The sequence below is a fragment of the Cellulomonas bogoriensis 69B4 = DSM 16987 genome, assembly GCF_000767165.1.
In the GTDB taxonomy this organism is placed as follows: domain Bacteria; phylum Actinomycetota; class Actinomycetes; order Actinomycetales; family Cellulomonadaceae; genus Actinotalea; species Actinotalea bogoriensis.
The window spans coordinates 1-21,478 of record NZ_AXCZ01000016.1 but is presented as its reverse complement, the minus strand read 5'-3'; the positions used below and the strand labels follow the sequence as shown (position 1 = coordinate 21,478).

Annotated in this window: 22 protein-coding genes and 1 riboswitch; of the genes, 12 read left to right on the top strand and 10 right to left on the bottom strand. The window is 72.8% G+C overall.

The window, feature by feature from the left end:
* The first annotated feature begins 29 nt into the window (after positions 1–29).
* The 8 genes from N869_RS03135 to N869_RS03100 all read left to right on the top strand — a co-directional run bounded on the left by N869_RS03135 (position 30) and on the right by N869_RS03100 (position 10,227).
* Positions 30–1,181 carry an Mrp/NBP35 family ATP-binding protein gene (locus N869_RS03135; protein WP_035057693.1) on the top strand — a complete coding sequence of 384 codons (1,152 nt, stop codon included), beginning with the start codon at positions 30–32 and terminating at the stop codon, positions 1,179–1,181.
* Between the two features lie 148 nt (positions 1,182–1,329).
* Entirely contained in the window at positions 1,330–2,358 is a 1,029-nt protein-coding gene (locus N869_RS03130; RefSeq protein ID WP_035057691.1) for a hypothetical protein, read from the top strand.
* A gap of 2 nt (positions 2,359–2,360) precedes the next feature.
* Positions 2,361–4,016, top strand: a complete 1,656-nt coding sequence (locus N869_RS03125) for an efflux RND transporter periplasmic adaptor subunit (RefSeq protein WP_198025939.1) — start codon at positions 2,361–2,363, stop codon at positions 4,014–4,016.
* An 83-nt stretch (positions 4,017–4,099) separates the two neighbouring features.
* On the top strand, positions 4,100–4,762 hold the full coding sequence (locus N869_RS03120) for an ABC transporter ATP-binding protein (RefSeq protein WP_035057744.1): 663 nt from the start codon (positions 4,100–4,102) through the stop codon (positions 4,760–4,762).
* A gap of 62 nt (positions 4,763–4,824) precedes the next feature.
* Entirely contained in the window at positions 4,825–6,081 is a 1,257-nt protein-coding gene (locus tag N869_RS03115; protein ID WP_052104911.1) for an ABC transporter permease, read from the top strand.
* 150 nt (positions 6,082–6,231) lie between these two features.
* Positions 6,232–7,113 (top strand): cutinase family protein, encoded by an 882-nt coding sequence (locus tag N869_RS03110; protein WP_084136368.1) that lies wholly within the window; start codon positions 6,232–6,234, stop codon positions 7,111–7,113.
* 146 nt (positions 7,114–7,259) lie between these two features.
* A complete protein-coding gene (locus N869_RS03105) occupies positions 7,260–8,201 on the top strand; it encodes a cutinase family protein (RefSeq protein WP_156968314.1) in 942 nt (313 codons plus the stop codon).
* Between the two features lie 97 nt (positions 8,202–8,298).
* Positions 8,299–10,227: a primary-amine oxidase gene (locus N869_RS03100; RefSeq protein WP_035057688.1), complete on the top strand. Its 1,929-nt coding sequence runs from the start codon at positions 8,299–8,301 to the stop codon at positions 10,225–10,227.
* A 24-nt stretch (positions 10,228–10,251) separates the two neighbouring features.
* On the opposite strand, the gene N869_RS17250 is transcribed toward N869_RS03100, so the two are convergent.
* From N869_RS17250 to N869_RS03090, 3 genes are all read right to left on the bottom strand, one after another.
* The gene (locus tag N869_RS17250; protein WP_156968313.1) at positions 10,252–10,419 is read right to left on the bottom strand and encodes a hypothetical protein; all 168 of its coding nucleotides are present in this window, start codon (positions 10,417–10,419) and stop codon (positions 10,252–10,254) included.
* Between the two features lie 86 nt (positions 10,420–10,505).
* Positions 10,506–11,045, bottom strand: a complete 540-nt coding sequence (locus N869_RS03095) for a helix-turn-helix domain-containing protein (RefSeq protein WP_052104907.1) — start codon at positions 11,043–11,045, stop codon at positions 10,506–10,508.
* A 124-nt stretch (positions 11,046–11,169) separates the two neighbouring features.
* Positions 11,170–11,847 (bottom strand): TetR/AcrR family transcriptional regulator, encoded by a 678-nt coding sequence (locus N869_RS03090; protein WP_052104906.1) that lies wholly within the window; start codon positions 11,845–11,847, stop codon positions 11,170–11,172.
* 100 nt (positions 11,848–11,947) lie between these two features.
* Between N869_RS03090 and N869_RS03085 the strand changes: the two genes are divergently transcribed.
* Together N869_RS03085 and N869_RS03080 are read left to right on the top strand one after the other, a co-directional pair.
* Positions 11,948–12,967, top strand: a complete 1,020-nt coding sequence (locus tag N869_RS03085; RefSeq protein WP_052104905.1) for an ABC transporter ATP-binding protein — start codon at positions 11,948–11,950, stop codon at positions 12,965–12,967.
* Positions 12,960–13,736, top strand: a complete 777-nt coding sequence (locus tag N869_RS03080) for an ABC transporter permease (RefSeq protein WP_052104904.1) — start codon at positions 12,960–12,962, stop codon at positions 13,734–13,736. The genes N869_RS03085 and N869_RS03080 overlap by 8 nt, the downstream gene beginning before the upstream one ends.
* Before the next feature lie 3 nt (positions 13,737–13,739).
* On the opposite strand, the gene N869_RS03075 is transcribed toward N869_RS03080, so the two are convergent.
* Positions 13,740–14,279: a winged helix-turn-helix domain-containing protein gene (locus N869_RS03075; protein WP_035057685.1), complete on the bottom strand. Its 540-nt coding sequence runs from the start codon at positions 14,277–14,279 to the stop codon at positions 13,740–13,742.
* Positions 14,280–14,338: 59 nt separating this feature from the next.
* Here N869_RS03075 and N869_RS03070 point away from each other — a divergent pair, with 59 nt between their 5' ends.
* Positions 14,339–15,640, top strand: coding sequence for an MFS transporter (locus N869_RS03070; protein WP_052104903.1), 1,302 nt, complete (start codon positions 14,339–14,341; stop codon positions 15,638–15,640).
* Positions 15,641–15,646: 6 nt separating this feature from the next.
* Here the strand turns inward: N869_RS03070 and N869_RS03065 are convergent, their stop codons facing one another.
* The 5 genes from N869_RS03065 to N869_RS03045 all read right to left on the bottom strand — a co-directional run bounded on the left by N869_RS03065 (position 15,647) and on the right by N869_RS03045 (position 20,102).
* A complete protein-coding gene (locus N869_RS03065) occupies positions 15,647–16,441 on the bottom strand; it encodes an exodeoxyribonuclease III (protein WP_035057683.1) in 795 nt (264 codons plus the stop codon).
* 75 nt (positions 16,442–16,516) lie between these two features.
* Positions 16,517–17,539, bottom strand: coding sequence for a bifunctional methylenetetrahydrofolate dehydrogenase/methenyltetrahydrofolate cyclohydrolase (locus tag N869_RS03060; RefSeq protein ID WP_232229586.1), 1,023 nt, complete (start codon positions 17,537–17,539; stop codon positions 16,517–16,519).
* The gene (glyA, locus tag N869_RS03055) at positions 17,536–18,816 is read right to left on the bottom strand and encodes a serine hydroxymethyltransferase (protein WP_035057680.1); all 1,281 of its coding nucleotides are present in this window, start codon (positions 18,814–18,816) and stop codon (positions 17,536–17,538) included. The genes N869_RS03060 and glyA overlap by 4 nt, the downstream gene beginning before the upstream one ends.
* A 70-nt stretch (positions 18,817–18,886) precedes the next feature.
* Positions 18,887–18,972, bottom strand: a riboswitch (ZMP/ZTP riboswitch).
* Positions 18,973–19,000: 28 nt separating this feature from the next.
* Complete coding sequence (locus tag N869_RS16365) at positions 19,001–19,519, bottom strand: SRPBCC family protein (protein ID WP_052104902.1); 519 nt, start codon at positions 19,517–19,519, stop codon at positions 19,001–19,003.
* Positions 19,520–19,583: 64 nt separating this feature from the next.
* Positions 19,584–20,102 carry a GNAT family N-acetyltransferase gene (locus tag N869_RS03045; RefSeq protein WP_035057678.1) on the bottom strand — a complete coding sequence of 173 codons (519 nt, stop codon included), beginning with the start codon at positions 20,100–20,102 and terminating at the stop codon, positions 19,584–19,586.
* A gap of 82 nt (positions 20,103–20,184) precedes the next feature.
* On the opposite strand from N869_RS03045, the gene purU reads away from it, so the two are divergent.
* Positions 20,185–21,084: a formyltetrahydrofolate deformylase gene (purU, locus tag N869_RS03040; RefSeq protein ID WP_052104901.1), complete on the top strand. Its 900-nt coding sequence runs from the start codon at positions 20,185–20,187 to the stop codon at positions 21,082–21,084.
* Positions 21,085–21,115: 31 nt separating this feature from the next.
* Here purU and N869_RS03035 read toward each other — a convergent pair.
* The coding region (locus N869_RS03035) for an ABC transporter permease subunit (protein WP_035057676.1) at positions 21,116–21,478 on the bottom strand (363 nt) is incomplete at its 5' end.

Below are 21,478 nucleotides of genomic sequence, written 5' to 3'. Positions count from 1 at the left end.
TGCGTCTCACCCGCACCTACGATGGCCCCATGTCTGCCCCCACCGTGGAGTCCGTGACCGCTGCGCTCGCAGGGGTGATCGACCCCGAGATCCGGCGACCGATCACCGAGCTGAAGATGGTCCGTTCCGTCGAGGTCCGCCCGGGCCCGGCACCCGAGGGACCCGTGACCGTGGTCGTGGGCATCGACCTGACCACGTCCGGCTGCCCGATGAAGGACACCATCACCAAGGACGTCACGGCCACCGTCGGGGCCCTGGAGGGTGTCGCGTCGGTGGAGGTCGAGCTGGGGGCCATGAGCGCCGAGCAGCGCGAGGAGCTGCGCACCATGCTGCGGGGGGGATCGGCGGAGCCGGTGATCCCCTTCGCCCAGCCGGAGTCCCTGACCCGGGTCTACGCGATCGCCTCGGGCAAGGGCGGTGTGGGCAAGTCCTCGGTCACCGCGAACCTCGCGGTCGCGATGGCTGCGGACGGGCTGAAGGTCGGCGTGGTCGACGCCGACGTGTACGGGTTCTCGATCCCCCGGATGCTGGGGGTCACCCAGTCGCCGACCAAGGTCGACGACATGATCCTGCCCCCGGTCGCGCACGGGGTGAAGGTCATCTCGATCGGCATGTTCGTGCCCGCCGGCCAGGCCGTGGTGTGGCGTGGACCCATGCTGCACCGGGCGCTGCAGCAGTTCCTCGCGGACGTGTTCTGGGGTGACCTGGACGTCCTGCTGCTCGATCTGCCACCCGGGACCGGTGACATCGCGATCTCCGTGGCCCAGCTCCTGCCCAGCAGCGAGATCCTCGTGGTCACCACCCCGCAGGTCGCCGCCGCGGAGGTCGCCGAGCGCGCCGGGTCGATCGCCCTGCAGACCAGGCAGCAGCTGGTCGGGGTCGTGGAGAACATGTCCTGGCTGGAGCAGCCCGACGGGACCAGGCTGGAGGTCTTCGGCAACGGCGGAGGGGCGCAGGTCGCCTCGAGCCTCGGCAAGGCCACCGGCACCGACGTCCCGGTGCTGGGCCAGGTGCCGCTGGACGTGACGCTGCGTGAGGCCGGTGACGGTGGCACACCGGTGGTCCTCACCGCGCCGGACTCCCCCGCCGCGGCCGTCCTCACCGAGGTGGCCCGTGGGCTGGCGCGCAGGTCCCGCGGCCTGGCCGGACGTTCGCTGGGTCTGTCCCCGGTGACCAGGTGACCAGGTGACCCGAGCCGGGACGCAGGTCTCGGAGAGGTAACGGTTCTCAGCGGGCGCCGGATGTCATCCTCTGGTATGACCCCTGGTCGCGGGCTGGGCCACTACGGTCGAGTCGACCACCGACCCGCACCTCAGGGGGCCCTCTCCGATGCACCCGTCCGCCTTCCGTTCCCTCACCGCGATCGCCGCCGGTTCCCTCGTCCTGGCCCTGGCCGCCTGCTCGCCCGACGCCGACGACCCCGCCGAGGAGCTCGGTCCGCTGGACGTGATGTTCGAGGACCTGTACGGCGACTGGTCGCAGGAGGACGGCGACGCGATGAACCGCCAGGTCGAGGAGCTCACCGCCCGGTGCATGGCCGAGGAGGGCTTCGACTACTCCCCGGTGGACCACAGCGGCTCGACGATCTCCTACTCCAGCGACGACCTCGATGTGGAGTGGGGCACCCTGGAGTTCGCCGAGCAGTACGGGTACGGCATCACCACCGACCCCTGGGGCCACGAGGACGAGGACCGCATCCAGGAGATGGACGGGTGGTCCGACCCGAACCAGGAGTACGTCGAGGCGATGTCCGACACGGAGCGGGACGCCTACTACGAGGCGCTGCACGGACCCGGGATCGACGAGAGCGAGTTCGAGGACGGCCAGGACGTCGAGTGGGACTGGACCCAGGGCGGGTGCCAGGGCTGGGCCCAGCACCAGGTCTACGAGGGCGGCGCCGACGGCGAGGAGTACGAGACCCTGCAGGCCGAGATCATGACCATGTGGGAGACGATGCAGGCCGACCCCCGCGTGACCGCGGTGGAGGCGGAGTGGGCCTCGTGCATGGCTGACGCCGGACACCCCGGCCTGACGGCCACCGGCGAGGCCGAGGAGCAGTTCTACGAGCAGGTCAACGCGGCCTACGACAGCATCGACTACGACGCGATGTCCGAGACCGAGATGGAGGAGTTCGACTGGGAGGCGCACGACGCCGCCGTCAAGGCCGAGCTCGCCGCCCTGACCCCAAGGGAGATCGAGACGGCCGTGGCCGACTACACGTGCCGTGAGGAGGTCGACTACGACGCGACGTTCCGCGAGGTGAACTTCGAGCTCCAGCAGGACGTGGTCGACCGGCACGGCCCCGAGATCGAGGCGTGGATCGAGTCGATGCGCGCAGCCCGCACCACCTCGGAGTAACGGTGCGCCGGCTCCCACCAGCGGGTTCCACCCGCACCATCTGGGTCATCGGCGGTACCGCGGTCCTGAGCCTGGGCATCGGTCTGGGGCTCGGGCAGATGATCGAGTCACCGGCCGAGGCCGCTGCCCGCACCGAGCCCCCTCCCGCAGGGCCGATCACCGTCCCGGTGGAGGAGCGGACCCTGGAGAACGAGGTGGTCCTGCGCGGCGACGCGGTCTACGAGGACCCCGTCGACGTGACCGTCGAGGTCGCGGACCTCGGTGGTCCCGCGGTGGTGACCGGGCAGGTCCCGGAGGTGGGCGACACCGTCGACGCCGGCGAGGTGGTGCTGGAGGTGACCGGGCGCCCGGTGGTCCTCCTCGAAGGTGACCTGCCCGTGTACCGGACGTTGCGCGCCGGGATGTCCGGGCCGGACGTGGTCCAGCTCAAGAAGGCGCTGCGCGCCCTCGACATCGCGTCCGGCGACCCGGAGAGCGACGTCTACGACGCCCAGACCGCCAGCGGGGTCCGGGCCCTGTACGAGGAGGTCGGGTACCCGGCGCCCACCGCCGGGGAGGAGGCCCAGGCCGCACTCGAAGCGGCTCAGTCCGGGGTGCGGGACGCCGAGGAGTCCCTCGCAGCGGCACAGCGGGAGGCGTCGAGCACCGGGACGCCCCGGTCGGAGCGGCTGCGGCTGCAGGCCGAGGTCGACGGCGCCAAGCACCGGCTCGCCGAGGCCCGTCGGGCGTGCGAGCGACCCACCGAGGAGAGGCCGTGCGACCGCGGCGCGGTCATCGAGGCCCAGGGCGCGCTGAACGTCGCCGAGGCCGCCCGGGACGAGGGCCAGACCCCACCGGACGCCTCCTTGGCCCGGTCTGCCGTGGACTCCGCGGGACGGGTGCTGGAGGAGGCCCGGCGGGAGCTGGTGAAGGCCCAGACCGCTGTGCTCACACCGCTGCCTGCGGGGGAGGTCGTGTTCCTCGACCAGACGCCCCGGCGCGTGGACTCCGTGGAGGTCCGTCGTGGGGTGCCGATCAGCGGGTCGTCGGTGATGAGCGTCTCGGGAGCGACCCTCCAGATCGCCGGCACCGTCACCCGGGTGGATGCCGACCTGCTGGAGACCGGGTCCACCGCCTGGGTCACGCTTCCCGGCGGTGAGGAGGTCGAGGCCGAGCTGGCCTCGGTCGGCGAGGAGGCCGCCGGCTCGGCCGCGCAGGAGGGCGAGAGCACCGGCAGCGGTCGTGTCCGCGTGGTGGTCGAGCCGACAGACCTCACCCGCGACCAGCGTGAGGAGCTCCAGGGCGCGAACGTCCGCGTGCGCATCCCCGTCAGTTCCACCGGGGGCGACGTCCTCGCGGTCCCGATCGCGGCCCTGACGGCCGGACCGGGCGGCGAGGCCCGCGTCGAGGTGCTGCGGGACGGCGAGACGGTCCTCGTGACCGTCGAACCGGGACTGGCCGCCGGTGGCTTCGTGGCGGTGGAACCGGTGGACGGCACCCTGAGTGCCGGCGACCGGGTCGTGGTCGGTCAGGGGCACGACCTCCTCGACGTCGGGGACCGGGAGGCGCAGGACCCCGGGGACCCGGACGAGCCGTCCGACGAGCAGGCCCCCCAGGTCGAGGACACCGACGCCGACACCGGGACCGACGCCGAGGAGCCTGCGGAGGACGAGGGTTGAGCCTCGGCGAGCTCTTCGGGCCGGTGGCCCCCGGCCCGGCGCCCACAGGTCCGGGTCCGGCGGTCGCGGACGACGTCCCCGTCCTGGACCTGCGCGGGGTCACCCGCACGTTCCCCGGGCCGCCGCCGGTCACCGCGCTGAGCGACGTGGACCTGCGGGTCGGCCGGGGCGAGTACGTCTCGATCGTCGGCCCGTCCGGCTCCGGCAAGTCCACCTTGCTGCACCTGCTGGGCCTGCTGGACCGCCCGACCGGCGGGGAGTACGTCCTGGACGGGGTCGAGACCGGTGCCGCGTCCGAGGACGACCGGGCGCGGCTGCGGGGCGGACGGATCGGGTTCGTGTTCCAGTCGTTCCACCTGCTGCCTCAGCGCTCGGTGCTGGACAACGTGCTCCTGGCGACCTTGTACAGCGGGGTGCCCCGGGCCGAACGTCGCCCGCGCGCCCTGGCCGCCCTGGACCGCGTCCACATGTCGCACCGCCTGGACTTCATGCCGCCGGTGCTGTCCGGTGGGGAGCGCCAGCGGGTCGCGGTGGCCCGCGCGGTCGTCACGTCACCCCAGGTGCTGCTGGCCGACGAACCCACCGGCAACCTCGACTCGGAGAACTCCGCAGGCGTGCTGGACCTGTTCGACGAGCTCCACGCCGACGGCCTGACCCTGGTCGTCATCACCCACGACGCCGCGGTGTCGGCACGGGCCCAGCGGCGCGTGCGGATCGCGGACGGCACCCTGACGGAGCTGGTGTGAGGACCCTGACCGGACGCGGGCCCCGGGTGCGGCCCGGCCTGCCGCGGGTGATCCGTGACCGGCTGCCGCGACGCCCCGCCCCCCAGGTCCAGCCCCCACCGGTGCGGGACCGGTTCTCGACCCGGGACCTGGTGGCCGAGGCCGCCCACGGGATCGGCGCCCGCCCCGCCCGCCTGCTGCTGACGATCGTGGGCACCGTGCTCGGCATCGGGTCGCTCGTGGTGACGATGGGGCTGGCCCAGACGGCCGCCGGGCAGATCGCCCGCCAGTTCGACGCCGTCGCCGCGCGCCAGGTCATGGTGGAGCCGGCCACCGCCCGCAGTCAGGGCGGCGAGCGCGCCACCGGGCGCATCCCGTGGGACGTCGAGGACCGCCTGATGCGCCTGGCGGGGATCGAGGCCGCCGGGGCGCTGTCCTCGGTGGACGTGGACGACGCGGTGGTGACGGCGGTCCCCGTGTCGGACCCCTCGGCACCGGTTCCGGCCTCTCCCCTGGTCATGGCCGCGACCCCGGGTCTGCTGACCGCGCTGCAGGGACACGTGGTGACCGGCAGGTACTTCGACGCGGGCCACGACGACCGTGGCGACCGGATCGTGGTGCTCGGGGCGCGCGCCGCGCAACGACTCGGGGTCAGCCGTGTGGACCGGCAGCCGTCGGTGTTCATCGGCGACCGTCCGTACACGGTGGTCGGTGTCGTGGACGGGGTGGTGCGGCGTGCGGACCTGCTGGACGCGGTGATCCTGCCGGTGGGGACGGCCCGGGCGGACTTCGGGCTCGGCACGCTGGAGCAGGCCCACGCCCACATCGCGGTCGGCGCCGGGCCCGTCGTCGGCGAGCAGGTGCCCGTGGCCCTGGCACCGAACAGCCCGGAGACCATCAACGCCCAGGCGCCCTCTCCCCCGTCAGCGGTCCGCCAGAACGTCCAGGCCGACGTGAACGCGATCTTCCTGGCTCTGGGAGCGGTGGCGCTGCTCGTGGGCGGGCTCGGGATCGCCAACGTCACGCTGCTGTCGGTCCGTGAACGCACCGGCGAGATCGGCCTGCGTCGCGCTCTGGGTGCCTCGAAGCGGGACATCGGACGCCAGTTCCTGGTGGAGTCGACGGTGATCGGACTGCTCGGGGGCCTCATCGGCTCGGCGCTCGGGGTGGCCGTCGTCCTCGTGGTGTCCGTCGCCCGGGAATGGACACCCATCCTGGACACCTGGGTGGCTCTCGGCGCCGCCGGAATGGGCGGGGTGATCGGCCTCGCGGCCGGCACCTACCCCGCGCTCAAGGCTGCGGGGGTCGAGCCGATCGCTGCGCTGCGGGGCGGGACCTGACGGACCGGAGCAGACCGGCACAACCGCCGGAAAACGTCGCCTGACCTGCACGAAGATCGACGAGCGGAGCGTCGGGGACCTCCTTAGCGTGGAGGTGGCGGCCACCACGCCGCCGTCCCTGTCCCGTATCGATCCACATGTGAGGTCCTCATGTCCATCACCCCTGGCGGTCGCAAGGTCGCGGCCGCGCTCATCACCACCGCAGCGCTGACGTCGACGGCCGCGATCGCGACCCCCGCCACCGCCGCAGCACCGGTCGCGGGGCCGGTGGCGACCTCGACCGGCGACTGTCCCGACGTCCACGTGGTCTTCGCCCGCGGCACGGGTGAACCCCGGGGCCTGGGAATCGTCGGACGCCCGTTCGTCAGCGACCTGGGTGACGCGCTCCCCACCATGACGGTGACGTCGTACGCGGTGAACTACTCGGCCAACGCCTCCCAGACGAGCGCCGGCCCCGGTGCCGGCGACATGACGAGCCACGTCACGTCGATGGCCGCCCGGTGCCCTGGCACGCAGTTCGTGCTCGGGGGCTACTCCCAGGGCGCGACCGTCACCAGCATCGCGGTCGGAGCGCGCTCCACGTCCATCCGCAGCCGGGTGCTCCCGGCGAACCTCGAGCCACGGGTCGCGGCGGTCGTGGTGTTCGGCAACCCCCTCGGCCTGACCCGGCGGACCATCGCCTCCGAGGCGCCGGCGTACGCCGCCAAGTCCCGCGACTACTGCAACAGGTCGGACACGGTCTGCGGTGGACGGGGCGACGCCCGCGGCGGGCACCTCGCGTACGTGTCCAACGGGTCGGTCGCCGACGGCGCGGCCTTCGCCGCCTCGCTGGTCGGCGTAGCACCGGGCGACCCGGCCTCCTGCGTCACCGCCAGGGCTGTCGACCACGTCGAGGCGGACCGCGCCTTCCGCAGCGTGCTGCGCGCCTACGCACGCGGTTCACGGGACCCGCTGGGGCGCCTGACGAGCTCCGACCTCGTGTCGCTGCAGCGCACGGGTCAGGACTCCTGGTCGGTGGTGCCGGCCTGCTGAGGAGGGCGGTGGACGAGCGCCGACAGGTTCTCGTCAACACCCCTTCCGCAATCGTTATCAACCCTACATAATGGACATATCGGGCATCGAGGCCCCTGCCTCAGCCCGGCCGACCGTGCTTCGCCCCCGAGCCTGAGCGAGGTCTCATGTCCACCTCTCCCGTACGCCGTACCCTCACCGCAGCACTGCTCGCGGCGGGGCTGGCCGCGACGTCCGTCGCACTCAGCCCCGCCGCGAGCGCCACATCCCTCCCCGCCGCCGCACCACTCTCGGCAGGGTCGTGCCCCGACGTCCAGGTCGTCTTCGCCCGGGGCACCGGCGAGCGAGCCGGGTTGGGCATCATCGGCAGACCCTTCGCCCGAGCGCTGGCCGACGAGCTGCCCGGCATGACCGTCACGTCCCACGCGGTGGACTACGCCGCCGCCGCCTCCCAGCGCAGCGCAGGTCCCGGGGCGACGGCGATGACCGATCACGTCACCGCCATGGCGGCCCGGTGCCCGGGCACGCAGTTCGTCCTGGGCGGCTACTCCCAGGGCGCGACCGTGACCAGCATCGCGCTCGGGATCCGCGCCGGGACCACGACCGGCCGGGCGATCCCCGACGAGCTCTCGGATCGGGTCGCTGCGGTGGTCGTGTTCGGCAACCCCCTCGGCATGCGCGGCCAGACCATCGCCTCGGCGAGCCGCACGTACGCCGACAGGGCCAAGGACTACTGCAACAGCGGGGACTCGATCTGCGGTCGGCAGCCGAGCACCGGGCGCGGGACGCACACCGGCTACGCGACGAACGGGTCCACGACCGACGGTGCCCGGTTCGCAGCAGGCCTGGTGACCGCGAACCCGCCGGAAGCCGCACCACCCACCGCACCACCCACCACACCACCCACGACACCGGCGCCGCCGTCCGACCAGGTCACGTGCGTCACCGCCCAGGTGAGCGAGCACGTCGAGGCACGCCGCGCGATCCGCGGCCTGACCCGCGCCTACGCACGAGGCACCCTTGAGGACATCGGCCGACTGAGGAGCACGGAGGAGGTGTCTCTGCGCCGCTCCGGGACGTTCTCGTGGACGCCCACGGCCAGCTGCTGAGCAGCCGAGGAGCACCCGCCCCACGCCTCTCCCCCGTGGCATGATCGTCACGCGCCGACTGCGCTGAACCGGACGGGGGGGTGGCGTGGGGCCACGTGTGGATGACGTCGGGGACCGGTCGCCGGAGCGATCCGACGTCGGCCTGCTCGCGGCCGAGGAGGTGCGCACCGTCCGGGAGCTGCTGGACGGTGCAGGGCTCCTCACCGCCACCACCAGGTTCGCCTACCTCGGTCTCGAGGCGCCCCGTCGGTGCGATGGACCCGCGCCGAGCGGGCGCGCGGTGCGCGTGCTGCTGCACGACGTCGCAGGGGCCACCGCCCGCGACGTCCGGGTGTCCCTGACCGCCGGCACGGTGTCGACCAGGGACCTCGATCCCGTGGTCGACGGTCAGGTCCCGGTCCTGGACGAGGAGTTCGAGCTCGTCGAACAGGTGCTCGCCCAGGACCTGAGGTGGCAGGAGTCCCTGGGACGTCGAGGGCTGAGCGTCGAGGAGGTGCGTGTCGCACCGCTGTCGGCCGGGGTGTTCGGGTACGAGGACGAGGTGGGCCGCCGGGTCCTGCGGGGGCTGGCCTTCCACCAGCAGCACCCCCGGGACCACGCCTGGGCCCACCCCGTGGACGGGCTCGTGGGGTACGTCGACGTCCTGGCACGCACCGTGCTCCGGGTGATCGACACCGGCGCCGTGCCCGTCCCCCAGGAGTCCGGCAACTACGACGACCCCCAGGTGACGGGGCCGTCGCGGACCTCTCAGCGCCCCATCGAGATCACCCAGCCCCGGGGACCGAGCTTCACGCTCGACGGGGGGCACCTGCGGTGGGAGGGCTGGGACCTGCACATCGGGTTCGACGCCCGCGAGGGCCTGGTGCTGCACCGGGTCGGCTTCCACGACCGCGACCGGGGTGGACGGCTGCGCCCCGTCCTGGACCGCGCGTCGATCTCCGAGATGGTCGTCCCCTACGGCGACCCGTCACCGGTGCGCTCGTGGCAGAACTACTTCGACACCGGCGAGTACCTGGTGGGCCGCTACGCCAACTCCCTGGAGCTGGGGTGTGACTGCGTCGGGGACATCACCTACATGGACGTCGTGCTCGCCGACGAGCACGGGCACCCGCGCACCCTCACCCACGCGGTGTGCCTGCACGAGGAGGACGCCGGGGTCCTCTGGAAGCACACCGACCTGTGGACCGGCTCTGCCGAGACCCGACGCAACCGTCGCATGGTGATCTCGTTCTTCACGACCGTCGGCAACTACGACTACGGCTTCTACTGGTACCTGTACCTGGACGGGACCATCGAGATGGAGGTCAAGGCCACCGGGGTCGTCTTCACCTCGGCGCACCCGGGCGGTGACCAGCCGTACGCCACCCAGATCGCACCGGGCCTGGGCGCACCCTTCCACCAGCACCTGTTCTGCGCCCGCCTGGACGTCGCCGTCGACGGCCCCCGCAACCGCGTGGACGAGGTCGACGCCGTCCGGGTCCCTGCAGGGCCGGGCAACGAGCGCGGCAACGCCTTCACCCGCCGGAGCACCCCGCTGGTCCGCGAGTCCCGGGCCATGCGGCACGCCGACCCCGCGGTGGGGCGCACCTGGCGGATCAGCAACCCCGAGTCCTCGAACAGGGTGGGAGAACCGGTCGCGTTCGTGCTGCACCCTCAAGGACTGCCGACCCTGCTGGCCGACGACGGCGCCTCGATCACCGCGCGCGCGGGTTTTGCCACCCGGCACCTGTGGGTGACCCGCTACGACCCGCAGGAGCAGTACGCCGCAGGGGACCTGGTCAACCAGCACCCGGGCGGCGCAGGTCTGCCCGCCTACGCCGCACGGGACCGTGACCTGGACGGTCAGGAGCTGGTCGTCTGGCACACCTTCGGCCTGACGCACTTCCCGCGGACCGAGGACTGGCCCGTCATGCCGGTGGACCGCGCCGGGTTCCGGCTCACCCCGTCCGGGTTCTTCGACCGCAACCCCACGTTGGACGTGCCGCGCAGCGCCGGCAGCCACTGCGCGACACGCCCCGACCGGTGACCGCCCGAACGAGTCACCGGGACGTCAGTCGTGGTTCGGCTCGGCCATCTTGCCGTGGGTGGCCGCCTTCGCCCGGTCGGGCATCACGGCCGCCATCGCACCCGCGTTGAGCACGAGGACGCCCAGGGGGACACCCTTGCCCGCGTTCGGCCAGCTGCACGGCGATCTCGCGGCCGATCCCGCTGGACGCACCGGTCACCACGGCCCAGCCCACTGCAGCACTCATGTCGCCCCCTCGGGTTCGTCGGGTCGTCCTCCGACGGTATGAGGAGAAGGACTCAGCGGCGACCCCAGCGCCGGGGTGCGCGCGGCTCGGAGCCGAACGCCGACGCCACCTGGTGCTGCTCACGGTCAGACAGCACGCCGAAGAACGGCAGGGTCTGGCGCAGCTCGCGGGCCCGAGGGGAGGAGGAGGTCAAGGTCATGAGGAACTCCTCGACCGGGCCGTCCAGGAGCTGGGCCCACTCCGCCAGCCGCTTCGCGGCCCTTCCCCGTGGGTGCTCGCGGCACATGGCCTCGAGGTCCCGGCGCGCGACCGTGAGGGTGGAGGCCGGGTCGGCAGCGATCTTGCCCGCGATCGCGTACGCGAACCAGAGGCTGCGCCGCTGGTCCCGGGTGAGCCGGTCCTTCTGCGCGCCGAACGCCTCGACGTCGGCCTGGCGCAGCCGTCGGTGCACACCGGTGCTGACGTAGGGGAGCTCCCCTCGGTCGCACAGGTTGACCACGTGCTGGCGAGAGGCACCCAGGAGGCGCGCGGCCTCACCGGTGGTCAGGAGGACGTCCTCGGAGCGGGTCTGCTGGGGAGCGTCGGTGCTCATGACCGCATCGTAGACCTATCGCCACAGACGCAACAGATCTGTGCACATGTCGCGTTTGTGGCGGATATCGCGCGTTTGCCCAGGTCACCCGTTTGGAGTAACGCCACGGCGGCTCGATCTGCGGTCAGGACGAGACCGAGGAGGCGATGCGGCGCGCGATCTCCTGGTCGTGCAGGCCCCCACCAGTGCCCCCCTCGCGCTCGATGCCCGCCGCCCGCGAGGGGTCGACGAGCCGCTGCATCGCCGCCCGCAGCACCGACTGGTCCACGGCGGCCACGCCGCCGAGGGCGAGCAGCGCCGCGCCCTGGTCCAGTGCCGCGAGCACCGCTGCGACCTCGGCACGGGACAGCGCACCCTCCGGCGCCCCGGACCGCTCCGTCACGTCGGCGTAGAGGTCGACCATCACCTGCACACGCTGGGTCAACCGCCCCGCGAGCTCCCGGTCGCGCGCCGCGGTCGCGATGAACTCGAGCGTCGCCAAGGCGAACCCCCGCATCGCGCCCTCGACGTCGGCCGGCACCTCGTCCGCCGTGGCACAGGGGCCGACACGCTCGAACACGTCCCACCCCTGCGTCCCGGCCGCACCCAGGTTGGCGTCCATCACAGCGAGGAACAGGTCGGCCTTGCCCTCGAAGTTGGAGTACACCGCGCCCTTGGAGAACCCCGCCTCTCGCGCGATCAGGTCGAGCCCGGCCGCGTGGTACCCCTGGCGCGCGAAGACGTCGCGCGCGGCGAGGACCAGCGCGTCGCGGGTCCGCTGCTGCTGCTGCTCCCGGGTGACCCGGGTCGGCGTGGAGCTCATCTCTCGATGCTACGACACACCTACCGCCAGTATCTCTATACCGCCGGTATCGCAATACTGCTAGTCTTCCGATACCACTGGTACTCGAGTTGGAGGTCCGATGAGATCCCCCGCACTCCGCATCGACGGGCTCACCCGCCGGTTCGGCCCCGTGACCGCCAACGACGACGTCTGCCTGACCGTCAGGGCCGGCGAGGTCGTGGGCCTGCTGGGCCACAACGGCGCCGGCAAGACGACCCTGGTGTCACAGGTGGTCGGGCTCCTCCGCCCGGACTCCGGGTCCATCACCGTCGGGGACGTCGACGCCGTGGCGCACCCGGGTGAGGCCCGACGCCGGGTCGCCCTGCAGGCGCAGTCCCAGGCACCCATCGACGGACTCACCCCACGCGCCGCGATCGAGATCGCCGGCCGCATCCGCGGACTCACGGGGGCGCAGGCACGTTCTGCCACCGAGAGGGTCGCCGAGGAGCTCGACATCACCCCCTGGCTCGACCGGCGCGCCCTGCCCGAGGGACGTGGCCTGTCCGGAGGGGTGCGGCGCCTGACCGCGTTCGCGATGGCGGTGGTGGCACCGACGGGCCTGGTCGTCCTCGACGAGCCGACCAACGACGTCGACGCCGCCCGACGACGCGCCCTGTGGGCCGCCGTGCGGCGGCTCGGGGACGAGGGCGCCGGGGTGCTGCTGGTCACGCACAACGTGGCCGAGGCAGAACGCGTCGTCGACGAGCTCGTGGTGCTGGACCACGGCCGGGTGGTGGCCTCGGGCACGCCCGCTGCGCTGCGGGGCGCCGAGGACACCGACCTCCGCCTCGAGCTGCACCTGCACCCCGACGGCCCGGACCCGTCCGCGCAGGCCCAGCCGCCCTTCCCGGTCACCCGTCGCGTGCGGTCAGGGCGCCGGGTGCTGCTCACCGTCCCGAGCCATGCCGCCTCCACAGCCGTGACCTGGGCAGGGGCGCGTCGGGACGACGGCACCCTGGACGGCTTCACCCTCGGGCCCGCCACGCTGGAGGACGCCTACCTCGCCGCCACCGGCACCACCACCACCGACACCGACACCGACACCGACACCGACGGCACCGCAGTGCCGACCGTGACCGAGGAGCCGACCCGTGCATGAGACCCTCGCCCCCACCCGCCCCGCCGCCCCCGTGGGGCACTGGACGGGCTACACCACGCTGCTCCGCTGGCAGATCGCCCAGGTCGGGGGCATGCTCCCGCTGATCGTGGTGGTCCAGGCACTCCTGGCCGCCGGGATCATCATCGGCTTCGGGTTCCTGATCCCCGACCTCACCCTCGAGGCGGCCACGTTCCTGTCCACCGGGGCGCCCACCGTGCTGCTGATGACGGTGGGCCTGGTGATCGTTCCCCAGGGGGTGGCCCGGGCCCGCACGGACGGCACCTTCGCCTACCTGCGCACCCTGCCGGTCGCCAGGCCACTGCTGCTGCTCGCGGACCTCACGGTCTGGCTCATGATCTGCATCCCCAGCATCGGCGTCGCGGTCGGTGTCGCCTGGCTCAGGTACGGGATCGACCTGCAGCCGGACTGGCCGGTGCTGCTCACCGCGGCCCTGCTGGTCACCGTCACGGCCGCGTCCGTCGGCTACGCGATCGCGGTGACACTGCCACCCATGCTCGCCCAGCTCGTCAGCCAGGTGCTGGTCTTCTTCGTCCTGCTGTTCTCCCCCATCACCTTCCCTGCCACCCAGCTGCCGACGTGGTTCCAGTCCGTCCACGACGTGCTGCCGATCCGCCCGGCGGCCGACCTGCTGCGGTCCGGGCTCGTCTCGGGCACCTACGACGCCGGCGTCCAGGACCTCGTCGTGCTCGTGCTCTGGTGCGCGGCGGGACTGGCGGTCAGCACCCGCGCGCTCGTGCGCCGGGGGTGACCCTCAGGACCCGGGTCGACCGCGGTCGCGCCGGGCCGCGTCCTCGTGCACCGCGAGGAACAGGGAGTAGGGCGTGCCCTCGGGGTCGGGCGGGCGGTCCGCGAAGTCCTGCAGGACACCTTCCAGGCGGGACCAGAGCTCTCCGTAGGCGGCCTCGTCCAGGCGCATGCCGAGCCTGGAGACCGCCATCGAGTCGGGGTCCTCCAGCTCGGCGACCTCGCTCAGGAACGTGTCGATCAGGACGCGCGTCCCGCCCGGGAGCATCGGGGAGCGCCACGACTTGCCGGTGGCGCGGTACGGGACCTCCCTCGCGCCGCGCCGCCCGCGTCGCTCGGCCTCCGCACGCAGGAAGCCGCGCTCGGCGAGGGTCCGCACGTGGTGGAAGGTCGTGGCCGGGGCCTTGCCCAGACGTTCGGCGATCTGCTTGTTCGTCAGCCCCTCGTCGAGGCAGAGGCGCAGGATCCGCATCCGGATCACCGAGGCCAGGGCCCGGGCGTCGGCCTCGACGTCCGCGTCGTCGACCTGCCCTCGCTCACGCCCCACCCCGCCAGCGTACCGACCAAGTGATTGACAAATCCCAATCACTCATCCACGCTCACCCCGTGACCACGTCCCCGGTGTCCCCGGTGCCCCCGGCACCCCGCCCCCGGTCCCTGCTCCGGCACCGCGACTTCCGCCGGCTGTGGGCCGGTGACGCGTTCGGCCAGCTCGGTGCCGGCCTCACCGGCCTGGTCCTGCCGGTGTACGCGGTCCAGCACCTGCACGCCGACGAGTGGCAGATGGGCGCCCTCACCGCAGCCGAGACCGCCGCGTTCCTGCTCATCGGGCTCCCCGCCGGGGCGTGGGTGGACCGCATGCGCAGACGCCAGGTCCTGATCACCGCCGACCTCGTGCGCGCCGCCGTCCTGGCGGTCGTGGTCGCGCTCGCCCTGTCCGGTCAGGCGTCGATGACCCTCCTGTACGGCGCCGCGCTCGCCCTCAGCGCCGCGACGGTGTTCTTCGACGTGGCGCACCAGAGCTACGTCCCCGGCCTGGTCGGCCTGGACCGCGTCTCGGAGGGCAACGCCAAGCTCCAGGCCACCCACTCCGTGGCGCAGGTCGCCGCGCCGGCCCTCGGTGGCGCGCTGCTGCGGGTGGTGGCGGCACCGCTGCTGATCGCCTTCACCGTGCTCACGTACCTGGTGTCCGCGGCGTGGATCGGTCGCATCCGGCACCGCGAGGAGCCCCCGTCCCGGTCCGCTCGACGGCCGCTGCGGCTCGAGATCGCCGAGGGGCTCGGCTTCGTGCTGCGCCACCGCCTGCTGCGGCGGGTGGTGGCCTGCACGTCGATCGGGAACCTCTTCGGTGCGATGGGCAGCGCGATGACCGTGCTGTACGCCATGAGGACCCTGGGCCTGGACGAGCGCGCCCTGGGCGCGGTGCTCTCCGCCGGCGCGATCGGTGGGCTGGTCGGCGCCCTGGCCGCCGAACCCTGCGCGCGCCTGCTCGGGCAGGCACGGGTGATCCCCCTCGCGGCCCTGGCCATGGCCCCCGCCTACGCCCTGACCCCGGCGGCGGCCGCCTGGGCCGACCACCTGCCGGCCCAGGCGACGCTGGCCGCGGGCGGCGCGGTGTTCAGCTTCTTCGTCGTGGTCTACAACATCGCGCAGGTGAGCTTTCGCCAGCGCCTGTGCCCTCCGGCGCTCCTGGGCCGCATGAACGCCTCGGTGCGGTTCCTGGTGTGGGGGACGCTCCCCGTCGGCGCGCTCACCGGCGGATGGCTGGGCGCCACAGCCGGCGTGGTCCCCACGCTGTGGGTCGCGGTCACGGGCACCGCGCTCGCCGCGCTCCCGGTGGCCCTGTCGCCCCTCATGCGGATGCGGGATCTGCCCACCGGCCGCACCCACCCCGAACCGGTCCCCTGAGACCGCCTACAGGTCGTAGGTGACGACCAGGGGCGCGTGGTCGCTCCACCTCTCCTCGTAGGTGGCAGCCCGGTCCACCTCGGCCTTGACCGCGTGGGCGGCCAGCTCGGGTGAGACGATCTGGTAGTCGATCCGCCACCCCGAGTCGTTGGCGAACGCCTGCCCCCGCCACGACCACCAGGTGTAGGGACCGGGCCCCTCCCCACCGAGCCGACGGCCGACGTCGACCCACCCGGCGTCGAACCACCGGTCCAGGTAGGCGCGCTCCTCGGGCAGGAACCCCGCCGAGCGCAGGTTTCCCTTCCAGTTCTTGATGTCGACCTCGCGGTGGGCGATGTTCACGTCCCCGGCGACCAGGACCTTGCCCCCCGCGGCGCGGAGCTCGGCCAGTCGATCCGTGACCAGGTCCAGGAACACGTACTTCTCGTCCATCTTGGGTGTCCCCGCGGTGCCGGAGTGGATGTACGTCGACACCACCGTCAGGACGTCCCCGTCGGGGAGCTCCAGCTCGGCCTCCACCCAGCGCCCGGTGTTGACCGGGACACCCTGGTCGAGCCCCACCCGCACCGCACCCACCGGCAGGCGGGAGGCGACCGCGACCCCCGCGCGCCCCTTGATGTCGCACACCTGCTGCGCGACCCGCCACCGCGGGGACGGCAGGAAGCCGTCCACGAGCTCCTCCGGCGCCCGGACCTCCTGCAGGAGCAGCACGTCGGGCCGGCGGGACTCCAACCACTCCCCCATCCCTCGGCGGTAGGCGGCCCGGATCCCGTTCACATTGGCGGTGGCGATCGTCAGCACCGGACCATCCTCCTACAGCAAGGCGCCCCCTCCGTCGCAGGAAGGGGCGCCCCGCCGCCCGGAGGTCGGACGCTCTCAGGGTGCGGCCAGCGACCTCTCGGCCGCCTCGACGACGTTCGCCAGGAGCATCGCCCGCGTCATGGGACCGACACCGCCCGGGTTGGGGGACACCCACCCCGCGACGGCACGGACCCCGGGGTCCACGTCGCCCACGAGCCTGGCCTTGCCGGTGGACTCGTCGACCGTCCGGGAGACGCCCACGTCCAGCACCACGGCGCCCGGCTTGACGTCCTCGGCGCGGACGATGCCGGGGACACCGACCGCGGCGACCACGACGTCGGCCTCCTTCAGGTGGGCGAGAAGGTCCCGCGTGCCGGTGTGGGTGAGCGTCACGGTCGCGTTGTGCTCACGCCGGGTCAGCAGCAGGCCGATGGACCGGCCCACGGTCGTCCCCCGGCCCAGCACCACCACGTGGGACCCGTTCACGCTGATCCCGTACCGGCCGAGCAGCTCGAGGATGCCGCGCGGGGTGCAGGGCAACGGGGAGTCGAGCTGTTCGTTCACCCTCAGGACCAGGCGCCCCAGGTTGGTGGGGTGCAGCCCGTCGGCGTCCTTGGCGGGGTCGATGCGCTCCAGCACGGCGTTGACGTCCACGCCCTTGGGCAACGGCAGCTGGACGATGTAACCGGTGCAGGCCGGATCGGCGTTCAACCGGTCGATCGCGGCCTCGACGTCGGCCTGGGTGGCGTCCGCGGGCAGGTCCTCACGCAGCGAGGCGATGCCGACCTCGGCGCAGTCCCGGTGCTTGCCGCCGACGTACGCGTGGGACCCGGGGTCGTCCCCGACGAGCACGGTGCCCAGGCCGGGGACCACGCCCCGCTCGCGGAGCGCGGCGACCCGCTCGGCCAGCTCGGCCTTGATCGTGGCCGCCACCGCCTTGCCGTCCAGGACCTGGGCGTGCCCGTCGGGGCTCACGGTCTCGGCCGCACCGGCCGCTCCCTGCGGGAGGGCGTCGTCGGTGGGCACGGGCGCCGCGCCGTCCGTCATGCCGGCACCCTCGTCCAGCCCCCCGGTCCCGGCACTGGTCGTGCTGCTCACTGGCTCAGACCCGGGTAGAGCGGGAAGCCGTCGGTGAGATTCTTGACGCGGGTGCGCAGACCCTCGACGTCCGCACCCCGGCCGTCGACCAGCGCGGTCGCGATGATGTCGGCGACCTCCCGGAACTCGGCCTCCCCGAAGCCCCGGGTGGCGAGCGCCGGGGTGCCGATGCGCAGGCCCGAGGTGACCCGGGGCGGGCGCGGGTCGAACGGGACCGCGTTGCGGTTCACGGTGATCCCGGCCTCGTGCAGGAGGTCCTCGGCCTGCTGGCCGTCCAGCTCCGAGTGCCGCAGGTCCACCAGCGTCAGGTGCACGTCCGTGCCGCCGGTCAGCACCGAGACCCCGGCCTCGGCCACGTCGGCGGCGCAGAGCCGCTCGGCGATGATCCGGGCCCCGTCGACGGTGCGCTGCTGCCGCTCCCGGAAGCCCTCGGTCGCGGCGACCTTGAGCGCCACGGCCTTCGCGGCGATGACGTGCATGAGGGGCCCGCCCTGCTGGCCGGGGAAGACCGCGGAGTCGATCTTCCTGGCGTGCTCCTGACGGGACAGGATCAGGCCGCTGCGGGGACCGCCGAGGGTCTTGTGCACCGTCGTCGACACGACGTTCGCGTGCGGCACCGGGCTCGGGTGCAGACCCGCTGCCACCAGACCGGCGAAGTGGGCCATGTCCACCCACAGCGCGGCGCCGACCTCCTCGGCGATCGAGGCGAACGCCTCGAAGTCCAGCTGCCGGGGGTAGGCGGACCAACCGGCGATGATCACCCGCGGCCGTGCCTCCAGCGCCTTGGCGCGCACCACGTCCATGTCGACCAGGTACGTCTGCGGGTCGACGCCGTAGGACGCGACGTCGTACAGCTTTCCGGAGAAGTTGAGCTTCATCCCGTGGGTCAGGTGGCCGCCGTGGGCGAGCTCCAGGCCCAGGATCGTGTCCCCTGCCTCGGCCAGGGCGTGCAGGACCGCGGCGTTGGCCTGCGCACCGGAGTGCGGCTGGACGTTGGCGTGCTCTGCGCCGAACAGCGCCGTGGCGCGCTCGCGGGCGAGCTCCTCGGCGACGTCCACCTGCTCGCACCCGCCGTAGTAGCGCTTGCCGGGGTAGCCCTCGGCGTACTTGTTGGTCAGCACCGACCCCTGCGCCTGCAGGACCGCGCGCGGCACGAAGTTCTCGCTCGCGATCATCTCGAGGGTCTCCTGCTGACGCACCAGCTCACCGTCCAGGACGGCGGCGATCTGCGGGTCCAGCTCGGACAGGGACTGGTTCATGACGTCGTGAGAGGTCATGGTTCTCCTCGCTCAGCAGTGCGTGTGGGGATCCCGGGATCTGTCCGGGCACACACACGTGGTGTGGTGACCGAAGGGCCCAGGCGTACGACCCGAAGTCTGCTGTGCGTCGCTCCCCGGTGGTGCCCCACCCGTTCGCCAGTCGCGACCGTGACAGCCTAGCAACCACACGGACGGGACGGGGTCACGCCCCGTCGACCCGTGCGGCCCACACGTCCTTGAGCTCGGTGAAGCGGGTGGCCCAGTCCACCCCGGGCAGACGGTCCGGGTCGACCTCGCACGACGGCGCCGGCCCGAGCAGCGCGTCGAGCTGCTCGAGGAACGCCTGCCACCCGGGTGCGTACATGGACTGCGTCAGCCCTGTGTGGACCAGCCGCAGCACCGCACCCTCCGGGTGGCTCCCGACGGTGACCTCGACGACGCTTCCCGGCTCGCCGTCGTACTCCCAGGTGGTCACGTACCGGCGCGGCGGGTCGCACTCGGTGACGGTCCCGCTGCAGAAGACCTCTCCGTCGTCCCCGTCGATCGCCTGCCAGCGACCCCCGAGCTCCAGGTCGCCGACGTAGTCGGCCAGCCATCTGCCCAGCCGCTCACGCTCGGTCACCGCCGACCACACGTCCTGCACGGATGCGCCGTAGACGCGCTCCATCTCGATGTCGAACCGCTCCCCACGCCGCACGACCTGCCCCAGCGCCCTGACCATCGCACACCCCCACGTCGACCGGATGACCCGAGGGTATAACCAGGAACTTATATTCGGGAAGGGGTCAGATGCTCGGTCGGCCCGGGATCTCGACGTCGCTGCCGTCCTCACCCAGGATCTTGCGCAGGTAGGCGTACGTCAGGTCGCCGGCGGTCTGGTCGTGCTGGTGGGTGTACCCGTGCTTCTGGTAGAGCGCGAGGTTGTGGACCGAGTCCCGGCCGGTGAAGACCCACAGCTCGGCGGTGTCCTCGCGCAGGTACGGGGGGATCGCGAGCAGCAGCTGGGTCCCCACCCCCTTGCCCTGGAGGTCCGGGGCGACCGCCAACCGGCCCAACGTCGCCTTCCCCGGGTCGTGCTGGACCCGCACCGACCCCACCAGACGGTGGCCAGCCCACGCCCCGAGGGTGGTCACGTCGCCGGACTCCAGGTCGGTGAGAAGCTCGTCCAAGGTCTGCGTCAGCGGGGGGATGTTCGGGTCGCCGTAGGCCTGGGCCTCGCTGACGAACGCCGCACGCCGCAGTGTCAGCAGCTCCCCCGCATGCTCCTGCCCGACGACGTCGATCCTCACCTCGGGTGCGCTCATGGCGTCATCGTCGCACCACGGCGCGCCCGACCGCGACCGAGGCCCCAGCAGTGAGACCACCGGTCGACTAGCCTCTGGGCTCGTGAGCAGCACCACCGGCACCCCGCCCCCGTCCACGCACCCGCACTCCCAGGAGGGGCCCACGCACTGGGTCCTGAGTCTGTCGTGCCCGGACCAGCCGGGCATCGTCGCCGCGGTCGCCGGCCTGCTCGCCACCCACGGCGGCAACATCACCGAGTCCCAGCAGTTCGGGGACCCCCTGACCGGGCTGTTCTTCATGCGGGTGCAGGTCGAGGCCGCCACGTCCCGCGACGAGCTGCAGACCGCGCTGACGACGCTCGCCCACGAGTTCGACATGACCTGGCGCCTGGACGTCGCAGGACGGCGGGTGAGGACCGTGGCGATGGTCTCCACCGCCGCGCACTGCCTGCACGACCTGCTGTTCCGCCAACGCTCCGAGGGGCTGCCGGTCGACATCGTCGCGGTGGTCTCCAACCACACCGCTCTGGCCGACGTCGCGGCCTTCTACGGCATCCCCTTCCACCACGTCCCGGTGACCCGCGACACCAAGCCCCAGGCCGAGGCCCGGCTCCTGGAGCTGGTCCAGGAGCTCGACGTCGAGCTCGTCGTCCTGGCCCGCTACATGCAGATCCTGTCCGACGACCTGTGCCGCACCCTCGCCGGCCAGGTCATCAACATCCACCACTCGTTCCTGCCGAGCTTCAAGGGCGCCCGACCCTACGCCCAGGCCCACGACCGGGGCGTCAAGCTCATCGGCGCGACCGCCCACTACGTCACCGGCGACCTGGACGAGGGCCCCATCATCGAGCAGGACGTGGAGCGGGTGGACCACACCAGGTCGGTCGAGGACCTCGTGGCCCTCGGGCAGGACGTGGAGCGCCGGGCCCTGGCCCGCGCCGTCCGCTGGCACGCCGAGCACAGGGTCCTGCTGGACGGGCACCGCACCATCGTGTTCCGCTGACGCCCACCCGGGGGGAGCCGCTCCCCCGACCTCAGCGAGGCAGCAGGGTCGCGCGGCGACCCACCGCGTCGACCCCGACCGCCAGCACCAGCACCACCCCGGTCACCACGTAGCGGGCGGACAGCCCGACGTCCAGCAGGATCAGACCGCTGGAGATCGACTGGATCACCAGCGCGCCCAGCACCGCCGACCACGCCACGCCCCGGCCGCCGAACAGGCTCGTCCCCCCGATGACCGCCGCCGCGATCGCGGTCAGCATCAGCTCCGACCCGCCGCTGCCCTGGTTCGCCGCAGCCAGGCGGGCGGTGGCGAGCACGCCTCCCAGGGCCGCGAGTCCGGCACCGGTGACGAAGCACGCCATCCGCAGGCCGGCCACCGGCAGGCCGGCCCGTCG